19 protein-coding genes are annotated in these 18,719 nt (G+C 69.1%); 15 read left to right on the forward strand and 4 right to left on the reverse strand.

The features are described 5' to 3' along the window. Together glgX and ACFXKA_RS25070 are read right to left on the reverse strand one after the other, a co-directional pair. Entirely contained in the window at window positions 1-2,112 is a 2,112-nt protein-coding gene (gene glgX, locus ACFXKA_RS25065) for a glycogen debranching protein GlgX (protein WP_379429117.1), read from the reverse strand. A 10-nt stretch (window positions 2,113-2,122) separates the two neighbouring features. Further along, window positions 2,123-3,094 carry a GNAT family N-acetyltransferase gene (locus ACFXKA_RS25070; RefSeq protein WP_379429118.1) on the reverse strand — a complete coding sequence of 324 codons (972 nt, stop codon included), beginning with the start codon at window positions 3,092-3,094 and terminating at the stop codon, window positions 2,123-2,125. Between the two features lie 200 nt (window positions 3,095-3,294). Between ACFXKA_RS25070 and ACFXKA_RS25075 the strand changes: the two genes are divergently transcribed. The 4 genes from ACFXKA_RS25075 (at window position 3,295) to ACFXKA_RS25090 (ending at window position 6,724) form a co-directional block, all read left to right on the forward strand. After that, on the forward strand, window positions 3,295-4,557 hold the full coding sequence (locus ACFXKA_RS25075; protein WP_379429150.1) for an adenosylmethionine--8-amino-7-oxononanoate transaminase: 1,263 nt from the start codon (window positions 3,295-3,297) through the stop codon (window positions 4,555-4,557). A 55-nt stretch (window positions 4,558-4,612) separates the two neighbouring features. Further along, complete coding sequence (locus ACFXKA_RS25080; RefSeq protein WP_379429119.1) at window positions 4,613-5,113, forward strand: MarR family winged helix-turn-helix transcriptional regulator; 501 nt, start codon at window positions 4,613-4,615, stop codon at window positions 5,111-5,113. Further along, the gene (locus ACFXKA_RS25085) at window positions 5,110-5,919 is read left to right on the forward strand and encodes an ABC transporter ATP-binding protein (RefSeq protein WP_379429120.1); all 810 of its coding nucleotides are present in this window, start codon (window positions 5,110-5,112) and stop codon (window positions 5,917-5,919) included. Before ACFXKA_RS25080 ends, ACFXKA_RS25085 begins: the two co-directional genes overlap by 4 nt. 64 nt (window positions 5,920-5,983) lie before the next feature. Continuing rightward, window positions 5,984-6,724 (forward strand): ABC transporter permease, encoded by a 741-nt coding sequence (locus ACFXKA_RS25090; RefSeq protein WP_379429151.1) that lies wholly within the window; start codon window positions 5,984-5,986, stop codon window positions 6,722-6,724. A 57-nt stretch (window positions 6,725-6,781) separates the two neighbouring features. Here ACFXKA_RS25090 and ACFXKA_RS25095 read toward each other — a convergent pair whose 3' ends face one another. Next, a complete protein-coding gene (locus tag ACFXKA_RS25095; protein ID WP_379429121.1) occupies window positions 6,782-7,075 on the reverse strand; it encodes a hypothetical protein in 294 nt (97 codons plus the stop codon). A gap of 105 nt (window positions 7,076-7,180) precedes the next feature. On the opposite strand from ACFXKA_RS25095, the gene ACFXKA_RS25100 reads away from it, so the two are divergent. After that, window positions 7,181-8,335: an 8-amino-7-oxononanoate synthase gene (locus tag ACFXKA_RS25100; protein WP_379429122.1), complete on the forward strand. Its 1,155-nt coding sequence runs from the start codon at window positions 7,181-7,183 to the stop codon at window positions 8,333-8,335. Continuing rightward, the gene (bioD, locus tag ACFXKA_RS25105; RefSeq protein ID WP_379429123.1) at window positions 8,332-9,024 is read left to right on the forward strand and encodes a dethiobiotin synthase; all 693 of its coding nucleotides are present in this window, start codon (window positions 8,332-8,334) and stop codon (window positions 9,022-9,024) included. Before ACFXKA_RS25100 ends, bioD begins: the two co-directional genes overlap by 4 nt. 94 nt (window positions 9,025-9,118) lie before the next feature. On the opposite strand, the gene ACFXKA_RS25110 is transcribed toward bioD, so the two are convergent. Continuing rightward, window positions 9,119-9,925: a helix-turn-helix transcriptional regulator gene (locus ACFXKA_RS25110; RefSeq protein WP_379429124.1), complete on the reverse strand. Its 807-nt coding sequence runs from the start codon at window positions 9,923-9,925 to the stop codon at window positions 9,119-9,121. A gap of 155 nt (window positions 9,926-10,080) precedes the next feature. Here ACFXKA_RS25110 and ACFXKA_RS25115 point away from each other — a divergent pair, with 155 nt between their 5' ends. The 9 genes from ACFXKA_RS25115 to ACFXKA_RS25155 all read left to right on the forward strand — a co-directional run bounded on the left by ACFXKA_RS25115 (window position 10,081) and on the right by ACFXKA_RS25155 (window position 18,596). Continuing rightward, complete coding sequence (locus tag ACFXKA_RS25115; RefSeq protein ID WP_379429125.1) at window positions 10,081-10,815, forward strand: SDR family oxidoreductase; 735 nt, start codon at window positions 10,081-10,083, stop codon at window positions 10,813-10,815. Between the two features lie 22 nt (window positions 10,816-10,837). Continuing rightward, window positions 10,838-11,596, forward strand: a complete 759-nt coding sequence (locus ACFXKA_RS25120) for an SDR family NAD(P)-dependent oxidoreductase (protein ID WP_379429126.1) — start codon at window positions 10,838-10,840, stop codon at window positions 11,594-11,596. Window positions 11,597-11,679: 83 nt separating this feature from the next. Then, entirely contained in the window at window positions 11,680-12,549 is an 870-nt protein-coding gene (locus ACFXKA_RS25125) for an oxidoreductase (protein WP_379429127.1), read from the forward strand. Further along, window positions 12,546-13,427, forward strand: coding sequence for an aldo/keto reductase (locus ACFXKA_RS25130; RefSeq protein ID WP_379429128.1), 882 nt, complete (start codon window positions 12,546-12,548; stop codon window positions 13,425-13,427). The genes ACFXKA_RS25125 and ACFXKA_RS25130 overlap by 4 nt, the downstream gene beginning before the upstream one ends. Before the next feature lie 94 nt (window positions 13,428-13,521). Next, complete coding sequence (locus ACFXKA_RS25135; RefSeq protein ID WP_379429129.1) at window positions 13,522-14,745, forward strand: DUF1800 family protein; 1,224 nt, start codon at window positions 13,522-13,524, stop codon at window positions 14,743-14,745. Between the two features lie 16 nt (window positions 14,746-14,761). Further along, window positions 14,762-16,018: a DUF1501 domain-containing protein gene (locus ACFXKA_RS25140; protein ID WP_379429130.1), complete on the forward strand. Its 1,257-nt coding sequence runs from the start codon at window positions 14,762-14,764 to the stop codon at window positions 16,016-16,018. Window positions 16,019-16,044: 26 nt separating this feature from the next. Next, window positions 16,045-16,704 (forward strand): response regulator transcription factor, encoded by a 660-nt coding sequence (locus ACFXKA_RS25145; RefSeq protein ID WP_354842861.1) that lies wholly within the window; start codon window positions 16,045-16,047, stop codon window positions 16,702-16,704. Beyond that, window positions 16,701-18,098 carry a sensor histidine kinase gene (locus ACFXKA_RS25150; RefSeq protein WP_379429131.1) on the forward strand — a complete coding sequence of 466 codons (1,398 nt, stop codon included), beginning with the start codon at window positions 16,701-16,703 and terminating at the stop codon, window positions 18,096-18,098. Before ACFXKA_RS25145 ends, ACFXKA_RS25150 begins: the two co-directional genes overlap by 4 nt. Window positions 18,099-18,128: 30 nt before the next feature. Then, a complete protein-coding gene (locus ACFXKA_RS25155) occupies window positions 18,129-18,596 on the forward strand; it encodes an SRPBCC domain-containing protein (protein ID WP_379429132.1) in 468 nt (155 codons plus the stop codon). The last annotated feature ends 123 nt before the right edge of the window (window positions 18,597-18,719 follow it).

Raw genomic sequence — 18,719 nt, forward strand, 5'->3', positions numbered from 1 at the left:
TCATGCCGTACGGCGCAGCACGAGTAGACAGCGTGCGGGCACTTGCACCGTTGCCGCAGCGGGGAGGACGGTGTCGGCGGCGGGGCGGCCGGTGGGCGTGGCGCAGTCCAGGGCGACCGACCAGGCATTACCGTGCCGGTCGTCGGGGAGGGCGAAATCCAGGGCTTGATCGTGAGCGTTGAAGCACAGCAGGAACGAGTCGTCGGTGATGCGTTGCCCGCGCGGGCCCGGCTCGTTGATGCCGTCGCCATTGAGGAACACCGCCAGCGAGCGGGCGAAGCCGGTCTTCCAGTCGGCGTCGGTCATGGCCGCGCCGCCGGGGGTGAACCAGGCGATATCGCCGAGGTCGTCGGGATCGGGCGCCGGATCGAAGAAGCGGCGCCGCCGGAACACCGGGTGCGCGGCGCGCAGCGCGACCGCGCGCCTGGTGAATTCGAGCAGATCGGCATTGGTGTCCATGAACGTCCAGTCCATCCACGACAGCGGTGAATCCTGACAGTAGACATTGTTGTTGCCGCGCTGGGTGCGGCCGAATTCGTCGCCGTGCAACAGCATCGGGGTGCCCTGGGAGAGCATCAGGGTGGCGAGCAGATTACGGGATTGCCGCGCGCGCAGGGCCAGGATCTCCGGATCCTCGGTCGGGCCCTCGACGCCGCAGTTCCAGGAGCGGTTGTAGTTCTCGCCGTCGTGATTGCCCTCGCCGTTGGCGTCGTTGTGTTTCTCGTTGTAGGACACCAGATCCGCCAGCGTGAATCCGTCGTGTGCGGTCACGAAATTGATGCTGGCGCTGGGCCGGCGGCCGGTGGCCTCGTACAGATCCGAGGACCCGGTGAGCCGGGAGGCGAACTCGCCCAGTGTCGCCGGCTGCCCGCGCCAGTAATCCCGTACGGTGTCACGGTATTTGCCGTTCCATTCGGTCCAGGCCACCGGGAAATTGCCGACCTGATATCCGCCCTCGCCGACATCCCAGGGTTCGGCGATGAGCTTCACCTGGCTCACCACCGGATCCTGGTGCACCAGGTCGAAGAAGGTGGAAAGCCGGTCCACATCGTGCAATTCGCGGGCCAGGGTGGCCGCCAGGTCGAAGCGGAATCCGTCCACGTGCATCTCGAGGATCCAGTAGCGCAGCGAATCCATGATCAGCTGCAGGGCGTGCGGGTGGCGCATGTTGAAGCTGTTGCCGGTGCCCGTGTAATCCATGTAATGCTGTGGATCATCGTCCACCAGGCGGTAATACGCGGCATTGTCGATGCCGCGGAAGCTGATGGTCGGCCCGAATTCATTGCCCTCGGCGGTGTGGTTGTAGACCACGTCGAGGATCACCTCGATACCGGCGGCGTGGAAGGCGCGCACCATGGTCTTGAATTCGGTGACCGCGGCGGCGGGGGAGGAGCCCGCGGCATAGCCGCGATGCGGCGCGAAATAGCCGAAGCTGTTGTAGCCCCAGTAATTCCGCAGTCCGCGGTCCAGCAGAATGCGGTCGTCGAGGTACTGGTGCACCGGCATGAGCTCCACGGCCGTCACGCCCAGCGCCCGCAGGTGTTCGAGGATCGCCGGATGCGCCATGCCCGCGAAGGTGCCGCGCAATTCCGGCGGCACCTCCGGATGTGTGACGGTCATGCCCTTCACGTGCGCCTCGTAGATGACGGTCTCGTGGTACGGCCGTTTCGGCGCGCGATCGTGGGCCCAGTCGAAGTACGGGTTGATGACCACCCCGGTCATGGTGTGCCCGAGCGAGTTCTGCCCGAAGTTGTAGGGCGCGGTGGCGGTCCCGAAATCGCCCTCGAACGCCTTGCCGTACGGGTCCAGCAGCAGCTTGCTGGGATCGCAGCGCAGCCCCCGCTCCGGATCGAAGCCCCCGTGCACCCGGAAACCGTACCGTTGCCCGGGCCCGACGCCGGGCAGATAGGCGTGCCAGACATAGCCGTCCACCTCGTCGAGCGGCACCCGGGTCTCGCGGTGGTCCGCGTCGATCAGGCACAGCTCCACCCGCCGGGCCACCTCGGAGAACACCGAGAAGTTCGTTCCGGCGCCGTCGTAGGTCGCGCCGAGCGGATAGGCGGTCCCCGGCCACACACCGAGCGCGGTGGTGCCGGGAGTCGCGGGAGACATGATCCAGACCCTAGCGGGCCGGATCGTCCTCCCCGCCGAGTCCCCGCCGCCAGGTCTGCCCGACCAGATCGACGCCGAAGCTGTGGTGCGGATTCGATTCCACCAGTTCGAATCCGGCGCGCTGGTAGATGTGGCGCGCGGAGTCCAGCACGCTGTTGGTCCACAGCACCATCTCGGTGTATCCCGCCGCGGTGGCGAAGCGCAGGCATTCGTCGACCAGTGCGCTGCCCACGCCGAGCCCGCGGACGGACGGTTCCACCAGTAGCAGTCGCAGCCGGGCGGTGGTGTCGTCCTCGCGCATGCAGTAGACGCAGCCGACCGGGCTGCCGTCGTATTCGGCGATCCAGGCCCGTTCCCGTTGCGGGTCATGGGAACTCAGCCAGTTCGCGACGATGGTGGCGGCCAGCGTCTCGTATTCGGCGTTCCAGCCGTACTCCTCGGCGTAGAGCACGGCATTGCGGGTGATCACCCAGCCGTGGTCGCCGGGCCGGGGTTCGCGCAGCATCACGCCGGCGGGATCGGGCTCGGAGTCGGTGTCGAGGATCTGCTCGATGGTGCGCATGGCCCCGACCAACCGGGTGCGCACCGTCGGGGAGTGCGGGACCAGCAGATCCCCGATCTGGTCCTGGGTGCGCTGGTCCAGCACCGTGAAGGCCGCCCGGCCCGCCTCGGTCAGCTCCACCACCTGCCGCCGGCCGTCGGCGTCGGATCGGCGGCGGGCGACCAGGCCGCGCTCTTCGAACCGGGCCAGGATGCGGCTCAGGTATCCCGGGTCCAGATCCAGAGCCAGCCGCAGGTCCACCACCTCGGTGGCCCCGAAATGGGCCAGCTCGAACAGGATTCTGCCCTCGGTGAGCGAGTACTCGGTGCCGAGCATCTCGCCCTGCAGGACGCCGATGATGCGGGTGTAGCGCCGGTTGAAGGCGCGGACGGCGGCGATCTGCTGTGCCTCGACCGGGCGATCGGTCGTCTCGACGGCCATGCTGGCTCCAATCCTTTGACCGAGTCAAAGAATACGCCCGGGGTGCGGTTGGGTGGCCGGGTTCGTGGTAACTTGAACGCCGTTCAAGCCCGCTCCTCGAAGGACTTCTCGTGGCATCGACCGAGCCTGTTGCGGCACTGACCGAGCCTGTTGCGGCACTGAGCGAAACTGTTGCGGCATCGACCGGGCCTGTCGGGGCGCTGCCCTCCGGCGAGATCACCGCACTCGACGCCGCTCACGTGTGGCATCCCTACGGCGGTTTCCCGGCCACCACCGCGCCGCTGGTGGTCGCCTCCGCGTCCGGCACCCGGCTCACCCTGGCCGACGGCCGGGAACTGGTGGACGGTATGAGCTCCTGGTGGGCGGCCGTGCACGGGTATCGGCACCCGGTGCTGGACGCCGCCCTGCTCGCCCAGTCGCGGAAGATGAGTCACGTCATGTTCGGCGGGCTCACCCACGAGCCGGCGGTGCGGTTGTCGCAGCTGCTGGTCGAGCTCACGCCCGAGGGCCTGGACAAGGTCTTCCTCTGCGACTCCGGCTCGGTGTCGGTGGAGGTCGCGGTGAAGATGTGCCTGCAGTACCAGCGGGCGCTGGGGCGGCCGGAGAAGCACCGGCTGATGACCTGGCGCGGCGGCTACCACGGCGACACCTTCACCCCCATGAGCGTCTGCGATCCCGAGGGCGGAATGCACTCGCTGTGGACAGATGTCCTGGTCCCGCAGGTCTTCGCGGGTCCGCCGCCGGAAGCCTATGAGCCGCAATATGTCTCGGAGCTGGAGCGGACCCTCGCCGCGCATGCGCACGAATTGGCCGCGGTCATCGTGGAACCCGTGGTGCAGGGCGCGGGCGGCATGCGCTTCCACGATCCGCGCTATCTGGCCGATCTGCGCCGGCTGTGCGACGAGCACGGCGTCCTGCTGGTGTTCGACGAGATCGCCACCGGATTCGGCCGCACCGGAACACTTTTCGCCGCCGAGCAGGCGGGCATCCGGCCCGACGTCATGTGCGTGGGCAAGGCCATCACCGGCGGCTACATGAGCCTGGCCGCCGCACTGTGCACCACCGAGATCGCCGAAACCATCAGCCGCTCGCACGGCGGCCTCATGCACGGCCCGACCTTCATGGGCAATCCCCTCGCCTGCGCGGTCGCGGTGGCCTCGATCGAACTACTGCTCTCGCGCGACTGGCAGCGCGAGGTCCGCGAGATCCACACCGGCCTCACGGAAGGCCTGGCTCCCGCCCGCGACCTCCCCGCCGTCGCCGACGTCCGCACTCTCGGAGCAATCGGCGTCATCGAACTGAACCAGCCGGTGGACATGCGCAAAACCACCCACGCCGCAGTCGAATCCGGCGTCTGGCTACGCCCCTTCCGCAACCTCATCTACTGCATGCCGCCCTTCATCAGCACCCGCGACGACATCCACCGCATCGCCACCGCCATGGTCGCCGCCGCGGCCGTCTGACCACCGGGTTCGCGCTCCGGTCGAAATACCTCTGAAACAGAGCTATTGTGGGAGCGTGTCCGAGACTCCCCGGGAGAACGCCGAAAGCGACGGCTATGCCGAGCTGATGACGCTGCTGTTCAGCTCGATGGGTCGGCTGCGGCGGCAGGTTGGCCGGTTGGCCGGGCGGTCGTTCGATGAACCCGGGCTGTCCGGGGCGCAGTCGGAGTTCTTGCGGCTGGTGGGGCGGCGGCCGGGGATCTCGGTGAAAGAGGCTGCCGGAGAACTGGGTTCGGCGGCGAACAGTGTGTCGACGCTGGTGACCGAGTTGGTCAAGGCGGGGCTCGTGGTGCGTGAGCCGGATCCGCGGGACCGGCGGACGATGCGACTGTCGCTGACCCCGGACGCGCAGCGGATCGCCGACGAGACGCGGCGGCAACGGCACGCCGTGGTTGCCGAGGCGCTCGACCAGCTCACCGCAATCGAACGCGCGCAACTGCGCAACGGTCTGGCGGCCATGACGCGCCTCACCGATCTGCTGCACGAACGCGAGCATTCCCGCGGAGGCGACCGATGACCAGCGTGCCCGCCGTCGAATGCGCCGGCCTGACCCACCGCTACGGAACCAGCACCGTGGTCGACGATCTCACCCTCACCATCGAACGCGGTGAGGTGTTCGGCCTGCTCGGCCCCAATGGCGCGGGCAAGTCCACCACCATTCAGCTGCTCACCACGCTCATGCCCATCCAGTCCGGCAGCGTCCGGGTGTTCGGGCTCGATGTCACGACCCACGCCGCGGACGTCCGCTACAACCTCGGCTATGTGCCGCAACAGCTCTCGATCGAGGCCGGGCTGACCGGGCGGCAGAATGTGGCCTGGTTCGCCCGGCTGTTCGACGTGCCGCGCGCCGAGCGGGGCGAGCGGGTGGACGAGGTGCTCGACGCCATGAACCTGCTGGACGTGGCCGACCGGCTGGCCGGCGGCTACTCGGGCGGCATGATCCGCCGCCTCGAACTGGCCCAGGCCCTGGTGAACCGCCCCGCCCTGCTGGTGCTGGACGAGCCGACGGTGGGGCTGGATCCCATTGCGCGCGACAGCGTCTGGGAGCGGGTCGCCGAGATGCGCGCCGGCTACGGCACCACCGTGCTGCTCACCACCCACTACATGGCCGAGGCCGACGCACTCTGCGATCGAATCGCACTGCTGCACAAGGGCGTGCTGCGCGCGACCGGTTCGCCCGCCGATCTGAAGGCCGGGATCGGCCCCGGGGCGACCCTCGAGGATGTCTTCCGGCATCACGCGGGGGAGAGCCTCGACGATGTGACCGAAGGGAACATGCGCAATGTCCGAAGCACTCGCCGGACCGCCCGGCGCGCGGGCTGATACGGCGTTCACGCCGGTCCTGGCCCCGCGCGGCTGGGCGCGCCTGCCCCGGCTGGCCTCCCGCATGGGCACTTTCGCGCTGGTGGAGATCCAGAAGCTGCGCCACGACCAGACCGAAGTCCTCACCCGCGCAATCCAGCCCGTGCTGTGGATGGTGATCTTCGGGACCACCTTCTCCCGCCTGCGCGCGCTGCCCACCGGTTCGGTGCCGTACCTGGACTTCCTCGCTCCCGGCGTGATCGCCCAGTCGGCGCTGTTCATCGCGATTTTCTATGGCATCCAGATCATCTGGGACCGCGATGCGGGCATTCTCACCAAACTGCTCGTCACCCCGACCCCACGAGCCGCGCTGATCGCCGGAAAGTGTTTCGCCGCAGGCGTTCGCGCCATCGCCCAGATCCTGGTGATCGTGATCGTGGCGCTGCTCATGGGTGTGGCCCTCACCGGCAATCCGCTGCGCGTGCTCGCCACCGTTCCCGTGGTCTTCCTCGGCACCGCCTTCTTCGCCTGCCTGTCCATGACCATCGCCGGGCTGGTGCGCGCCCGGGATCGGCTGATGGGCATCGGCCAGGCCATCACCATGCCGCTGTTCTTCGCCTCCAACGCGCTCTACCCCGTGGACCTCATGCCGACGTGGCTGCGGGTCGTCAGCCACGTCAACCCGCTCAGTTACGAGGTGGACGCGCTGCGCGGCCTGCTGATCGGCACACAGGCCGACCTCTGGCTGGACTTCGGTGTACTGGCCGGGGCCGCCACCCTCGGCGTCGCCACCGCGTCGGCCCTGCTGGGCCGGTTGGTCCGGTAGGCCGACGCGGTCTCGGCCACCGGTGTGGTGCCGTGTCGGCTCGCGCGGTGCGAGCCGTCAACGGTTGGCCCGTCCTTCGCGCACCTTGTCTGAATTGTCACTGTCTGACAGGACTTCCCAGACCTTGAATACGCAGTGATAGTCGTCGGACCAGCCACGGGCGATCAGCATGAAGGTGTCGCCGTCGCGCAGGATGGTGCGGCGGCTGATCAACTTCGGATGATCGGGTTGGAATTTCGAGACGAGGTCCGGGACTTTCGCGAGGGCTTGTTCGCGGGTTCCCACCACCTCTGTGAGGATCTTCGGACTCCAGGTTTTGCTGTCGCCGAAGCCGGTCGTCTGCTCGACCACTATTGCCCATCGTGGCATCGCGCAGCCTCCTTACGACTTCCCAGCATAGCGCCGTGTACCGACACCCATGGCCCCCTGAACGGTGTTCAAGTATGCTTCCGAGCTGTGACTGCCGATCCCCTGAGCTGGCTCGACACGCGCGCCGCCGAGCGCGTGGACGCCGGGCTGCGCCGTGAACTGCGCCCCCGCACCTCCGACACGGTGAGCATCGACCTGGCCTCCAACGACTATCTCGGGCTGGTCCGCCACCCCGAGGTGATCGAGGGCGCCGTCGCTTCGGTGCGGTACTGGGGCGCCGGCGCGACCGGCTCGCGCCTGGTCACCGGGACCACCGCCGAGCACGAACAGCTCGAGACCGAACTCGCCGAATTCGTCGGCGCGGAGGCCGGATTGGTGTTCGCCTCCGGCTACGCCGCGAACCTGGGCGCGGTCACCGCGCTGGCCGGCCGTGGCGCACTGGTGGTTTCGGACGCGGGCAGCCACGCCTCGCTGGTCGACGCCTGCCGGCTGTCGCGGGCGCGGGTGGAGATCGCGCCGCACTGCGACCCGGCGGCCGTGGACCGCCTGCTGTCCGAGCGCACCGAGGAACGTGCACTGGTCTTGACGGACTCGGTGTTCAGCGCCGACGGGGATCTCGCGCCCCTGACCGAACTGCACCGGGTGACCCGGGCCAATGGCGCGGTGCTCATCGTGGACGAGGCGCACGGCCTGGGGGTGCGCGGCACCGGCGGCCGCGGCTTGGTGCAGGAGTGCGGGCTGGCCGGCGAGCCCGACCTGGTGATCACCGCGACCCTCTCGAAAGCCTTTGCCGCCCAGGGCGGCGCGGTGCTGGCCAGCGAACGGGTCCGCGCCCACCTCATCGACGCCGCCCGCACCTTCATCTTCGACACCGGCCTGGCGCCCGCCGCCGTCGGCGCGGCCCGCACGGCCCTGCGGCTGCTGCGCCGCGATCCCGAGATGGCCCAGCGGGTGCTCGACCGCGCCGCCGATCTCGCCCGCATCGCCGGTGTCGGCCAACCGGATTCGGCCGTCGTCCCGGTCATCCTCGGCGATGCCCAGGTCGCCTATGACGCCGCCCAGGCCTGCCGCGCCCGCGGTCTCAGCGTCGGCTGCTTCCGCCCGCCGTCGGTCCCCGAGGGCACCTCCCGCCTGCGCCTGACCGCCCGCGCCGACCTCACCGAGGCCGAGTTGGCCACCATCGCAACCGTTCTCGGCGAGGTCCTCGCCGAAGCCCGTGGGCGGCAGGTGGTCCCGGCATGAGCCGCCTCCTGTTCATCACCGGCACCTCCACCGACGTCGGCAAGACCATCGTCACCGCGGCCCTGGCGGCGACCGCCCGCGCCGCAGGTCTGGACGTCGCCGTCTGCAAACCGGCCCAGACGGGCGTAGCCCCCGGTGAACCCGGCGATCTCGCCGAAATCACCCGATTGAGCGGGGTCACCCGCACTCTGGAACTGGCCCGCTACCCGGAGCCCCTGGCCCCCGATACCGCCGCCCGGCGCTGCGGCCGGCCGCTGCTGACCCTGTCCGAGACCATCGCCGGCATCGAGTCCTGCGCGGACGCGGACCTGGTCCTGGTCGAGGGCGCCGGCGGCCTGCTCGTCCGCATCGGCGACTTCACCCTCCTCGACCTGGCCCAAAAACTCGGTGCCCCGGTGCTTCTGGTAGCGGCCCCCGGCCTGGGCACCCTCAACCACAGCGAACTGACCACCCGAGCCATGACCGCCGCCGGCGTCCCTTGCGCAGGCCTCGTCATCGGATCCTGGCCCGCCACCGCCGATCTCGCCTCCGAGTGCAACCGCACCGACCTCCCCGCCGTAACCGGCGTCGACCTCATCGGCTCCATCCCCTCGGGCGCCGGCTCCTGGCCCGCCCCCGATTTCACCGCCGCCGCCCCCACCTGGTTCGACCCGACCTGGACCGCCCGCCACCTCCTGACCCCTGCCTGACCAGCCGATACCGGATTGGCCCGGTGGTACCGTGCGCGATGCCGCCGAAGAACGGTTGCCGGGCCATTCGCAGTGTCGACCGATCGACGCCGGGTCAGAGTGCTCGCAGGGCACGCTCGGACGGTGATCCGGGCTCGACGGTGTACAGGCCGAGTGTTTGGTCGAGATCGCCTGTCGGAGTGAAGGCTTCGAATCCGAGGGTGAGTTCCCCGGCGATCAGGTGGCGGTAGCGCTTGGCGCCGAAGGTCGGCCGGTATACGTCCTGCCGGGCCCACCAGTGGCGGAAATCAGGGTCGGCGGACAGCTCGCTGACCAGGGCGGCGAGCTTCGGATCGCGCGGGTGGTGGCCGGCGTACAGGTGCAGCATGCCGATGTTCTCGCGAGCAGTCTCGGACCAATCGAGATAGAGATCGCGGGCTGCGGCGTCCAGGAACATGAACCGGGCCATGTTCCACTCACCGGCTGGGACGTCGCCGAATCCGGGGTAGAAGGTGCGGGCCAAGTGGTTCATCGCCAGCACGTCGAGGCGGTGTCCCAGGATCATCGCGGGGATGGCGGTGATGTTGTCCAGGACCCGTACCAGCCCGGGCCGCGCTTGCTGGATCGTCGACTGTGGCCGCCGCCCAGTGGGTTTCGCCAGTGCGAACAGGTGGTCACGTTCCGTTCCGTCGAGTTGCAGGGCGCGGGCCACGGCGTCGAGGACAGCGGCTGAGACGTGGGTATTACGGCCGCGCTCCAGCTGCACGTAATAGTCGACGCTGACCCCTGCCAGCTGGGCGACTTCCTCGCGGCGCAGACCCGGCACTCGCCGCACTCCGGGATGCGGCGGCAGGCCGGCCGCCTCGGGGCTGATGCGCGCCCGCCGAGACCGCAGGAACTCCCGAAGGTCGGTTTCGATCACGGTTGCCCAGGCTAACGGCGCCAGGGCCACAGAGGGGGTAAATCCTTACCCCCGGTATGCCGTACCACGGTAAAAATTGCCCTCTGCCTGTGAGTTTGCGTCGGTGGTGTGCTGAATGGGCCCACCCACCCACCACCCACGGAGGTAGCACGAAAATGGATGGATCCAAGATCGTCTTGGTGACCGGAGCGTCCAGCGGCATCGGCGAGGCCACGGCTCGCCGCCTGGCCGCGGCCGGCCACCACGTGGTCCTCGGCGCTCGGCGAACCGACCGCTTGGCCCAGCTGGTCGCCGAGTTGAAGGAAGCGGGACACGAAGCCGAGTACGCGCAGCTGGATGTCACCGACCTGGAGAATGTGCGCGCGGTCGTCACCGATGTGCTCACCCGCCACGGACGGGTCGACGTCCTGGTCAACAATGCCGGCATCATGCCGCTGTCCATGGTCGAAGACCTGCGGGTCGATGACTGGAACCGGATGATCGACGTCAACCTGCGCGGCGTCCTGCACGGCATCGCGGCGGTGCTTCCGTCGATGCGCGAGCGCCGATCCGGGCACATCGTCAATGTCGCCTCCACCGCAGCTGACCGGGTGGACCCGACCGGAGTGGTGTACTCCGCGACGAAATACGCCGTCCGCGCGGTCTCCGAGGGACTGCGCCAGGAGACCGCCGACATCCGCGTCACCCTCGTCAATCCCGGACTCACCCGCACCGAACTCACCAACTCCGGCGGCGCGCCGGAGTTGCAGGACGCGGTACGGAATGCCCTCGCCACCGCTGGTCTCGACGCCTGCGCCATCGCCGCGGCCATCGAGTACGCCGTCGACCAACCCGACGGCGTCGATGTCAACGAGATCATCGTCCGCTCGACCGCATCGCTCCAGGGCTGAAAACACCGGAAGGACAATGGAAATGACACAGCAGCTCACCGGAAAGTCGGCGCTCGTCACCGGCGGTGGCAGCGGTATCGGGCGGGCCAGTGCGCTGGCGCTGGCAGCCGAAGGCGCGATCGTGACCGTCGCGGGCCGCACCGAGGCGAGCCTGAAGGAGACGGTCCGGCAGATCGAATTGGCCGGTGGTACAGCTCATTTCGTTGTGGCCGATGTGACGGAGGAGCCGCACTTGGAGCGGGCCGTCGAGGCCGCGGTCTCGGGCATCGGTCATCTGGACATCGCGTTGAACAACGCCGGCTACGACGGCGAGTTCCAGCTGACCTGGGAGTACTCGGCCGACATGCTCGACCGCATGATCGCCACCAACCTCCGCGGCGTCTTCCTGGCCATGAAATACGAACTCCGGCAGATGGTCTCGCAGCAGTCAGGCGTGATCGTGAACATGGCTTCGGGCGCCGGGCTGGTCGGTGTCGCCGGATTCTCCGGCTATACGGCCACCAAGGCGGCCACGATCGCCATGACCAAGAGCACCGCGCTCGAGGCCGCGCCCTACGGCATCCGTGTCAACGCGGTCGCACCCGGACTGGTCGAAACCCCCATGATCGCTTCGCAGGACCCGGACACCGAGCCCATGAAGTCGATCATCGGTTCCCATCCACTCGGCCGGATCGCCACCGCGGACGAGATCGCCGACGCCGTCGTCTGGCTCAGCTCCGACAAAACGAGCTTCATCACCGGCGCCACGATTCCCGTCGACGGCGGGTACACGGTGCCCTAGGGGCAGGCAGCCGGGACGCAGGTCCTCCCCGTGGCCTGCCGGGTCACGGGGGCCGAATCCCTATCCCATGCAAGGAGTTACGAATGTCCACTACGAATGTCACACGTGCACCTCGGACATGGTTGATCACCGGAAGCTCCCGCGGATTCGGCCGTAGTCTCGCCGAGGCCGTCCTGGCCGCGGGTGACAACCTCGTCGCGACTGCCCGAAATCCCATGGGCATTCGCGATCTCGTCGAGGAATTCGGCAATCGAGTCCTGCCGTTCCCACTCGACGTGACCGAACCTGAGCAAGCGCGAGCCGCCGTCGCTGCGGCCGTCGAGCGATTCGGTTGTCTGGACGTGGTGGTCAACAACGCCGGCTACGCCAATCTGGACTCGATCGAACACATCGCAGAGGACGACCTGCGCGCTCAGGTCGAAACCAATCTGTGGGGCGTCGTCAACGTCACGCGCGCCGCGCTGCCGGTACTGCACCGCCAGCGCGCCGGGCACGTCATCCAGTTCTCGTCGATAGGTGGGCGTCAGGGTTCCCCTGCTCTGGGTGCCTACCAGCTGTCCAAATTCGCGGTCGGCGGATTCTCCGAGGTGCTGGCCACGGAGGTCGCTCCGCTGGGCATCAAGGTCACGATCATCGAACCCGGCGGTTTCCGCACCGACTGGGCCGGTGCCTCGATGCGGACACCTGACTGCCTGGACCCCGATTACGAGCCGACCGTCGGGGCAATGATCCGGCGATTGCGCGGCAGTCGCGGCCACGAAGATGGCGACCCCGACCGTGCCGCCCGGGTCATCCTCGACGTCGTGGAACTCGCCGATCCGCCACTTCGGCTGCTGCTGGGCACCTACGCCCTCGAACGCGCCGCCGACATCCTGGAACGACAATCCGCGTCGGACCGGAAATGGGCCTATCTCAGCACAAGAACAGACTTCCCACCCCAGGACACGAAATGACAACCTCCGCAACCGAAACCGTCACCATCGGTGGCGATCTGACCGTCGGGCGTATCGGGTACGGCGCCATGCAACTGACCGGGCCGAAGGTCTGGGGCGACTACCCCGACCGCGACCGGGGTATCGCGCTGCTGCACACCGTCGTCGAGAAGGGTGTGACCTTCATCGACACAGCCGATGTCTACGGCCCGCACTCCAACGAGGAACTGATCCGCGAGGCGTTGCACCCGTATCCGGAGGATCTGGTGATCGCCAGCAAGGGCGGCTTCGTCCGCGGCGGCCCGGAATACAGCGATATGGGTGCGGTCGGGAACCGGAACTATCTGCGGCAGGCGGCATACCTGAGTGCGCGCCGACTCGGCCTTGACCACATCGACCTGTACTACCTGCACACCCCGACCATGACCGACGCCCCCTTCGAGGACATCATCGGAACCCTCGCGCACATGCGCCAGGACGGGCTCATCCGCCACATCGGACTGTCCAACGTCAACGTCGACCAACTCCGCACCGCCCTGGCGATCACCGACATCGCGGCTGTCACAGTGCACTACAACGTCGCGGAGCGCCTCGGCGCTGCTGTCCGGCACTTCGCGCAGCAGGCCGGCATCGTGTTCTCGCCCTGGCATCCCGGCGCGGTTCCCGGGGGCGACGCCGGCCGGCCCTTCCGCGCCGTGATCGATCCCATTGCCGCCGAACACCACGCCACAGCGCAGCAGATCGCCCTCGCCTGGCAACTGCACCGCAGCGAGCAGGCGCTCCCCATTCCCGGCACGACCAGCGTCCCCCACCTCGAGGAGAACCTCGCCGCCGCCGACATCACGCTGTCCCCGGCCGAAGTCGCCGCAATCACCGCACTCGTGCCCGAGGACCAGTGACAGGCGACGCGGAGTGCCGCCGGCCTGATGCCGATGGCAAGTGGTGGGTGGTCGCCTCATGAATTTCTAACGGGTGGTTGCCCATGCTGGGGGCATGGATGAGTTTGCGGCGGTCGCGCATGTGTTGCGGCGCACCACCTTCGGGCCGTTTCCGGGGCGGGTGGAGGCCCTCGTCGATCGGGGTGGTGGCGGGGATGTCATCGAGAGTGTGCTGGCCGCCGCTCCGGTGGTGCCTGCGACGCCGGTGTTCGATGAGGAGGCCGATGCCGTTTCGAATGGGCCGGTTGGTTCGTGGCTGCGGGCGATGGCGGATCCGGCGGCCGGGGTGCACGAGAAGATGGTGTGGTTCTGGCATGGGCATTTCACGTCGAGTCACGACAAGGTCGATACCTGGGATCTGATGTGGCGGCAGCACCTGTTGTTCCGGAAATTCGCGCTGGGGAATTTCCGGGAGCTGGCGCAGGCGGTGACGGTGGACGGGGCCATGCTGCATTGGCTGGACGGTGCCGGGTCGGTTGCGCAGGCGCCCAATGAGAATCATGGGCGAGAGCTCATGGAGTTGTTCACCCTCGGGCGGGGGAACTACACGCAGCAGGATGTGGAGGCCGCAGCGGTCGCCTTGTCCGGATGGAGTGTCGACGACCACGGGTCGGTGGCATTCGATCCGGAATCCGGGAATCAGCGGGCCGTGGAGCTGCTGGGACGTCAGGTGACCACCGTTCGCGATGCCGTCGACGTGCTGTGCGATCGGCCCGAGAGCGCGCGGTTCATCGCCGCGAAACTGCACCACTTCCTGGTGGGCCGAGTCGCCTCGGACCAGCGGCTGACCGAGCTGGCTGCGGTATTCACGCAGGCACACTTGGAGATTCGGCCCCTGGTGGCGGCGATCCTGCGCGATCCGTCGTTCGGGGAGGCGAGGTACGCGCGCCCGCGCTATCCGGTCGAATGGGTCACGGCCGCCCTGGCGGTGTGCGGGATCGACAATGCGGCAACCGCTTTCGAGACGATGACCGCGCTCGGTCAATCGCCGTTCTATCCGCCGAATGTGGCGGGCTGGCCGCCGGGGAATCGGTGGGTCGCGCCGGGTAAGGCCGTCGCGCGAGCGGCATTGGCGGTGAACGCGCCCGCACTGACCGAGATCGCGGGGGCCGGCGACCCGGTCGCGGCCGCGTTCACCCGCGCCTCGATCTTCGACCCGAGCCCCGGAACCCGCACCGCCGCCCGCGATCTGGCGTTCGAACTGCGCCGGAATCCGGAACAGGCCGCGACGGCCCTGCTGGCCCTGATCATCACCTCGCCGGAGTTCACGCTGGCATGAACGGGAAGGACTTTCCATGGTCTCGTTGAATCGGCGCACCGTGCTGCGGGCGGGTATCGGCGCCGGGGCGGTGGCCGCGATCGGCGGGGTGGCGGGCCATCGGCTGCTCGGCTCGTCAGGTGCGCCGGGGGTCTGGCATCCGCCCGCGCCGATACGGGCGGCGGCGCTCGACAAGCGGCGGCTGGTGGTGATCGAAATGGCCGGGGGCAGTGACGGATTGTCGATGGCCGTGCCCTACGCCGACTCCCGCTACCGTGACCTGCGGCGCGGCACCGCCATCGCCGCCGAGCACGTGCACGCCATCGACGGCGCGCTCGGCCTGCATCCACAGCTGAGAGAACTGGCCGCCGCCGGCGTCTCGGTGATTCCGGGCGTGGGTACCGCCAAACCCGATCTGTCGCATTTCGAGATGCTGCACCGCTGGCAGACCGGCGATCCCGAGGGCACTGCCCGCCCGGACACCGGATTCCTCGGGCGGCTCTGCGACCATCTCGGTGACCCGGCCGCACCCGCGGTGGGCGTGTCGCTGGGTGTCGGCGACACACCCGCGCTCGCCTGCGGACGGGTCACCACACTGTCCGTCGATGCCGGAAACGATGGCCTGTTCCCGGTTTTCGAGGACGAGAACGTCCGCGCCGCCTGGCTGGCAGCCCAGCGGGCCATGGCGCACCCCGACCGCGCCGACGCACCGCTTTTCGCCACCGCCCGGGCGGGCGGCGCGGCCGCGCTGCGGTTCTCGGATGTGGCGGCCACCCTCCCGGCGGCCGCGGACGGCTATCCGGGCAGTGACCTGGGTGTCCAATTGCGTTTGGCCGCAAGGCTGCTCGCCGACGACAACCACGGCCTGCGCATCGTGCACGTCCCCATGGGCGCGGACTTCGACACCCATACGAAGCACCCGCGCCGCTACGAGACCCTGATGCGGGAGCTCGACACGGCGCTGGCCGCCTTCCGCCGGGACCTGGCCGTCCGGGGCATCGCCGATCGCGTGCTGGTCGCCGCCTACAGCGAATTCGGCCGCCGCGTCCCGGTGAACGACTCGGAAGGTCTCGACCACGGCGCGGCCGGGACGGCCCTGCTGCTCGGGCCGACGAATCCCGGCGTCTTCGGGGAAACACCGTCACTGCGCACCCTCGACGCGGACGGCAATCTGCGTGCCACGGTCGATATGACCGAGTTCTACGCCACCGTCGCCGAGAGCTGGTTCGGCGTCCCGGCCGGGGACGTCCTGCCCGGTTCCCCGCGTCCGCTGCCCGGGGTCGTGGCCGCGTGACAGGTACGGATGCTGTAATTGCGCAGGTGCGGGTACTCGTGTGCGAGGACGACAGGAATCTGGGCGACGAGGTCGCGGCCGGGCTGCGCGCGGCGGGTTTCGCGGTGGACCTGGCCCGCGATTACGCCGACGCCGACCTGAAGATCACCGTCAATACCTATGACTGCCTGGTCGTCGACCGCGGCCTGCCCGACGGCGACGGCCTCGACCTGGTGCACGCCCATCGGGACTCCGGGCAGCGCACGCCGGTCGTCATGCTCACCGCCCGCGATGCCCTCGCCGACCGGCTCGACGGCTTCGCCCACGGCGCCGACGACTATGTCGTGAAGCCGTTCGCCATGGACGAACTGGCCGCCCGTGTGGGCGCGCTGTGCCGCCGCCGGGAGCTGCCCGCACCCACCCGCACGGTCGTCGGCACCCTCGTGGTGGACCGGCCACGTCGCCGTGTCCACCGCGCGGGCACACTGCTCACCTTGACTCCCAAGGAGTTCGGTGTCCTGGAGCTCCTCGCGGTCCGCGCCGGAACCGTCGTGACCCGCGCCGAACTCATCGAATGCTGCTGGGACGAAATGGCCGAACCCGCCTCGAACGTGGTCGACGTCGTGGTCGCCCAGCTGCGCCGCAAGCTCGGCGCCCCGCCCCTCATCGAAACCGTCCGCGGCGCCGGTTTCACCATCACGCCGTGAAGTTCCGGCGGCGCACGACGGCCCACGGCCGCCCCGGTGACGCGGGCGCGCGACCGGTGGACGCCGATCCTGGTGCGGCCGACCATGATTCGCGCGGCCGACTCGCCCGCTGGCGGCGAAGCCGGCCCACGTCGCAACCGACCACGCCGGGCCGGCTGCGGCGCACGCGGTGGCTGCTGACCGGGCTGTTCACCGCGCTGACCGCCGTCTGCCTGATCGTGCTCGCGTCCCTCGCGGCCTCCATCGATGGGCATTCGCGGGAGAAAGCCCTGGACGCGGGCGTCGACCGGGTGGTCACCGGGCTGGCGCGCGAGGTGTACTGGAACGAGGACGGCGGCATCGATCTGGAGACCGTGCGCGGCGACGACGATCTGGCCAGTGGCCCCAGCGCCGTCGCGATTCTGGTCCGCGACCAGAACGGCCGCTGGCAGGAACTGTTCGTGCACAGGCGATCCGGACTACCCGCGGACCTGACCGGACTCGCGCAGCGGGCCGCCGATGCCGAGGACACCCAGTGGCACAGCCGCACCGACCGCGACGGCAATCCGGTACGGCTGGCGGCGGCCCCGGCCTGGGACGACGACTCCACCGTCGGCGCCGTCGTTTTCGCGGGCGGCGACCCGGCGCCGGGGGAGAGCGACCACCGCAGCCTGGTCGTGGCCCTGTGGGTCGGCGGGCTGACCCTGGTGGCGCTGGCCGCCGTGGCCGGGCACCTGCTGTCCGGGGTGAGCATGCGCGAGGCGGTGCGCATGCTCGACCAGCAGGAGCGCTTCCTGTCCGAGGCCTCGCACGAATTACGTACGCCCCTGGCCACTTTGCGGCTCTACCTGGATGCCGCGCTGCGTGATCCGGCCGACACCCGGCGTGCGGTCACCGACGCCCGCGCGCTGACCGACCGTATGGGTCGCATGGTGGCCGGGCTGCTGGCCCGTACTCGCGCCGAAACCGGTGTGGGCGAACTGGATCGGCAGCGCCTGCACCTGGACCAGCTGGTGGAGGGCGTGGTCGCGGAATGCGGCGCCGACGTCACCGTCACCGCGGAACCCACTGCGGTGCGGGCGGATCCGGATCTGCTGGCCCTGGCGGTCCGCAATCTCATCGACAATGCCCTGGTGCACGGCGGCACGCCCGTGGAGGTGCGGGTGGCGGCGGGCCAGGTGCTGGTGCGCGATCACGGGCCCGGCCTGGATCCCGCGCTCACCGACCCCTTCCGGCATGGCGCGGTCGGGGCGCGCGGACACCACGGCATCGGCCTGTCACTGGTGCGATGGGTGGCGACCGTCCATTCCGGTTCGGTGACCCTGGCTCCGGCACCGGGCGGCGGCACCCTGGCCACGCTCGCGCTGCCGGTCGCGCCCGAGGACGTGCCGGGCAGCTCGGCGGAGTTGTCGTGATCTTCATCACATCGGGCGTAGGGTGGCGCGGTGCCTTCCACTCGAGTCGAGAAGTTCGTCGGTGCCCCGCGTCCGAATGTCTTCCGGGCGCTCCTGGATGCGCATTCGGTGCGCACATGGATGGTTCCCGACGGCATGACCAGTCGCATCCATGAGTTCGATGCCCGCGTCGGCGGGCGGATCCGGATCTCGCTGACCTACGACCTGCACACCCGGGCGGGGAAGACGGCCCCGCACACCGACACCTTCCACGGTGTGTTCGCCCGGGTCGTGCCCGATCGCGAGGTGGTGCAGACCCTCGAATTCGAAACGGACGACCCGGATCTGCGTGGCGAGATGACGGTGACCTACACCCTCGACGACGTCCCGGGTGGGACCCGCGTGACCGCGTACCACGAGAACCTGCCGCCGGGACTCTCGCCCGACGAGAACGAGATCGGCTTCCGCGCGGCCCTGGCCAAACTCGCCGAGCACGCCGAGCAGGCAGCCGAGGACTGACACCGCCCGCGAAATCCACTGACACTGCCCGCGAATTCGCCGTCGATCCCTCGGCATCGCGCGGCGATGAGCGCTGCCCACCGAGATGACCTGTGCGCTACCAGGAGATGACCGGCAGAACAA

The sequence above is a fragment of the Nocardia sp. NPDC059228 genome (genome assembly GCF_042754245.1).
Classification (GTDB): domain Bacteria; phylum Actinomycetota; class Actinomycetes; order Mycobacteriales; family Mycobacteriaceae; genus Nocardia.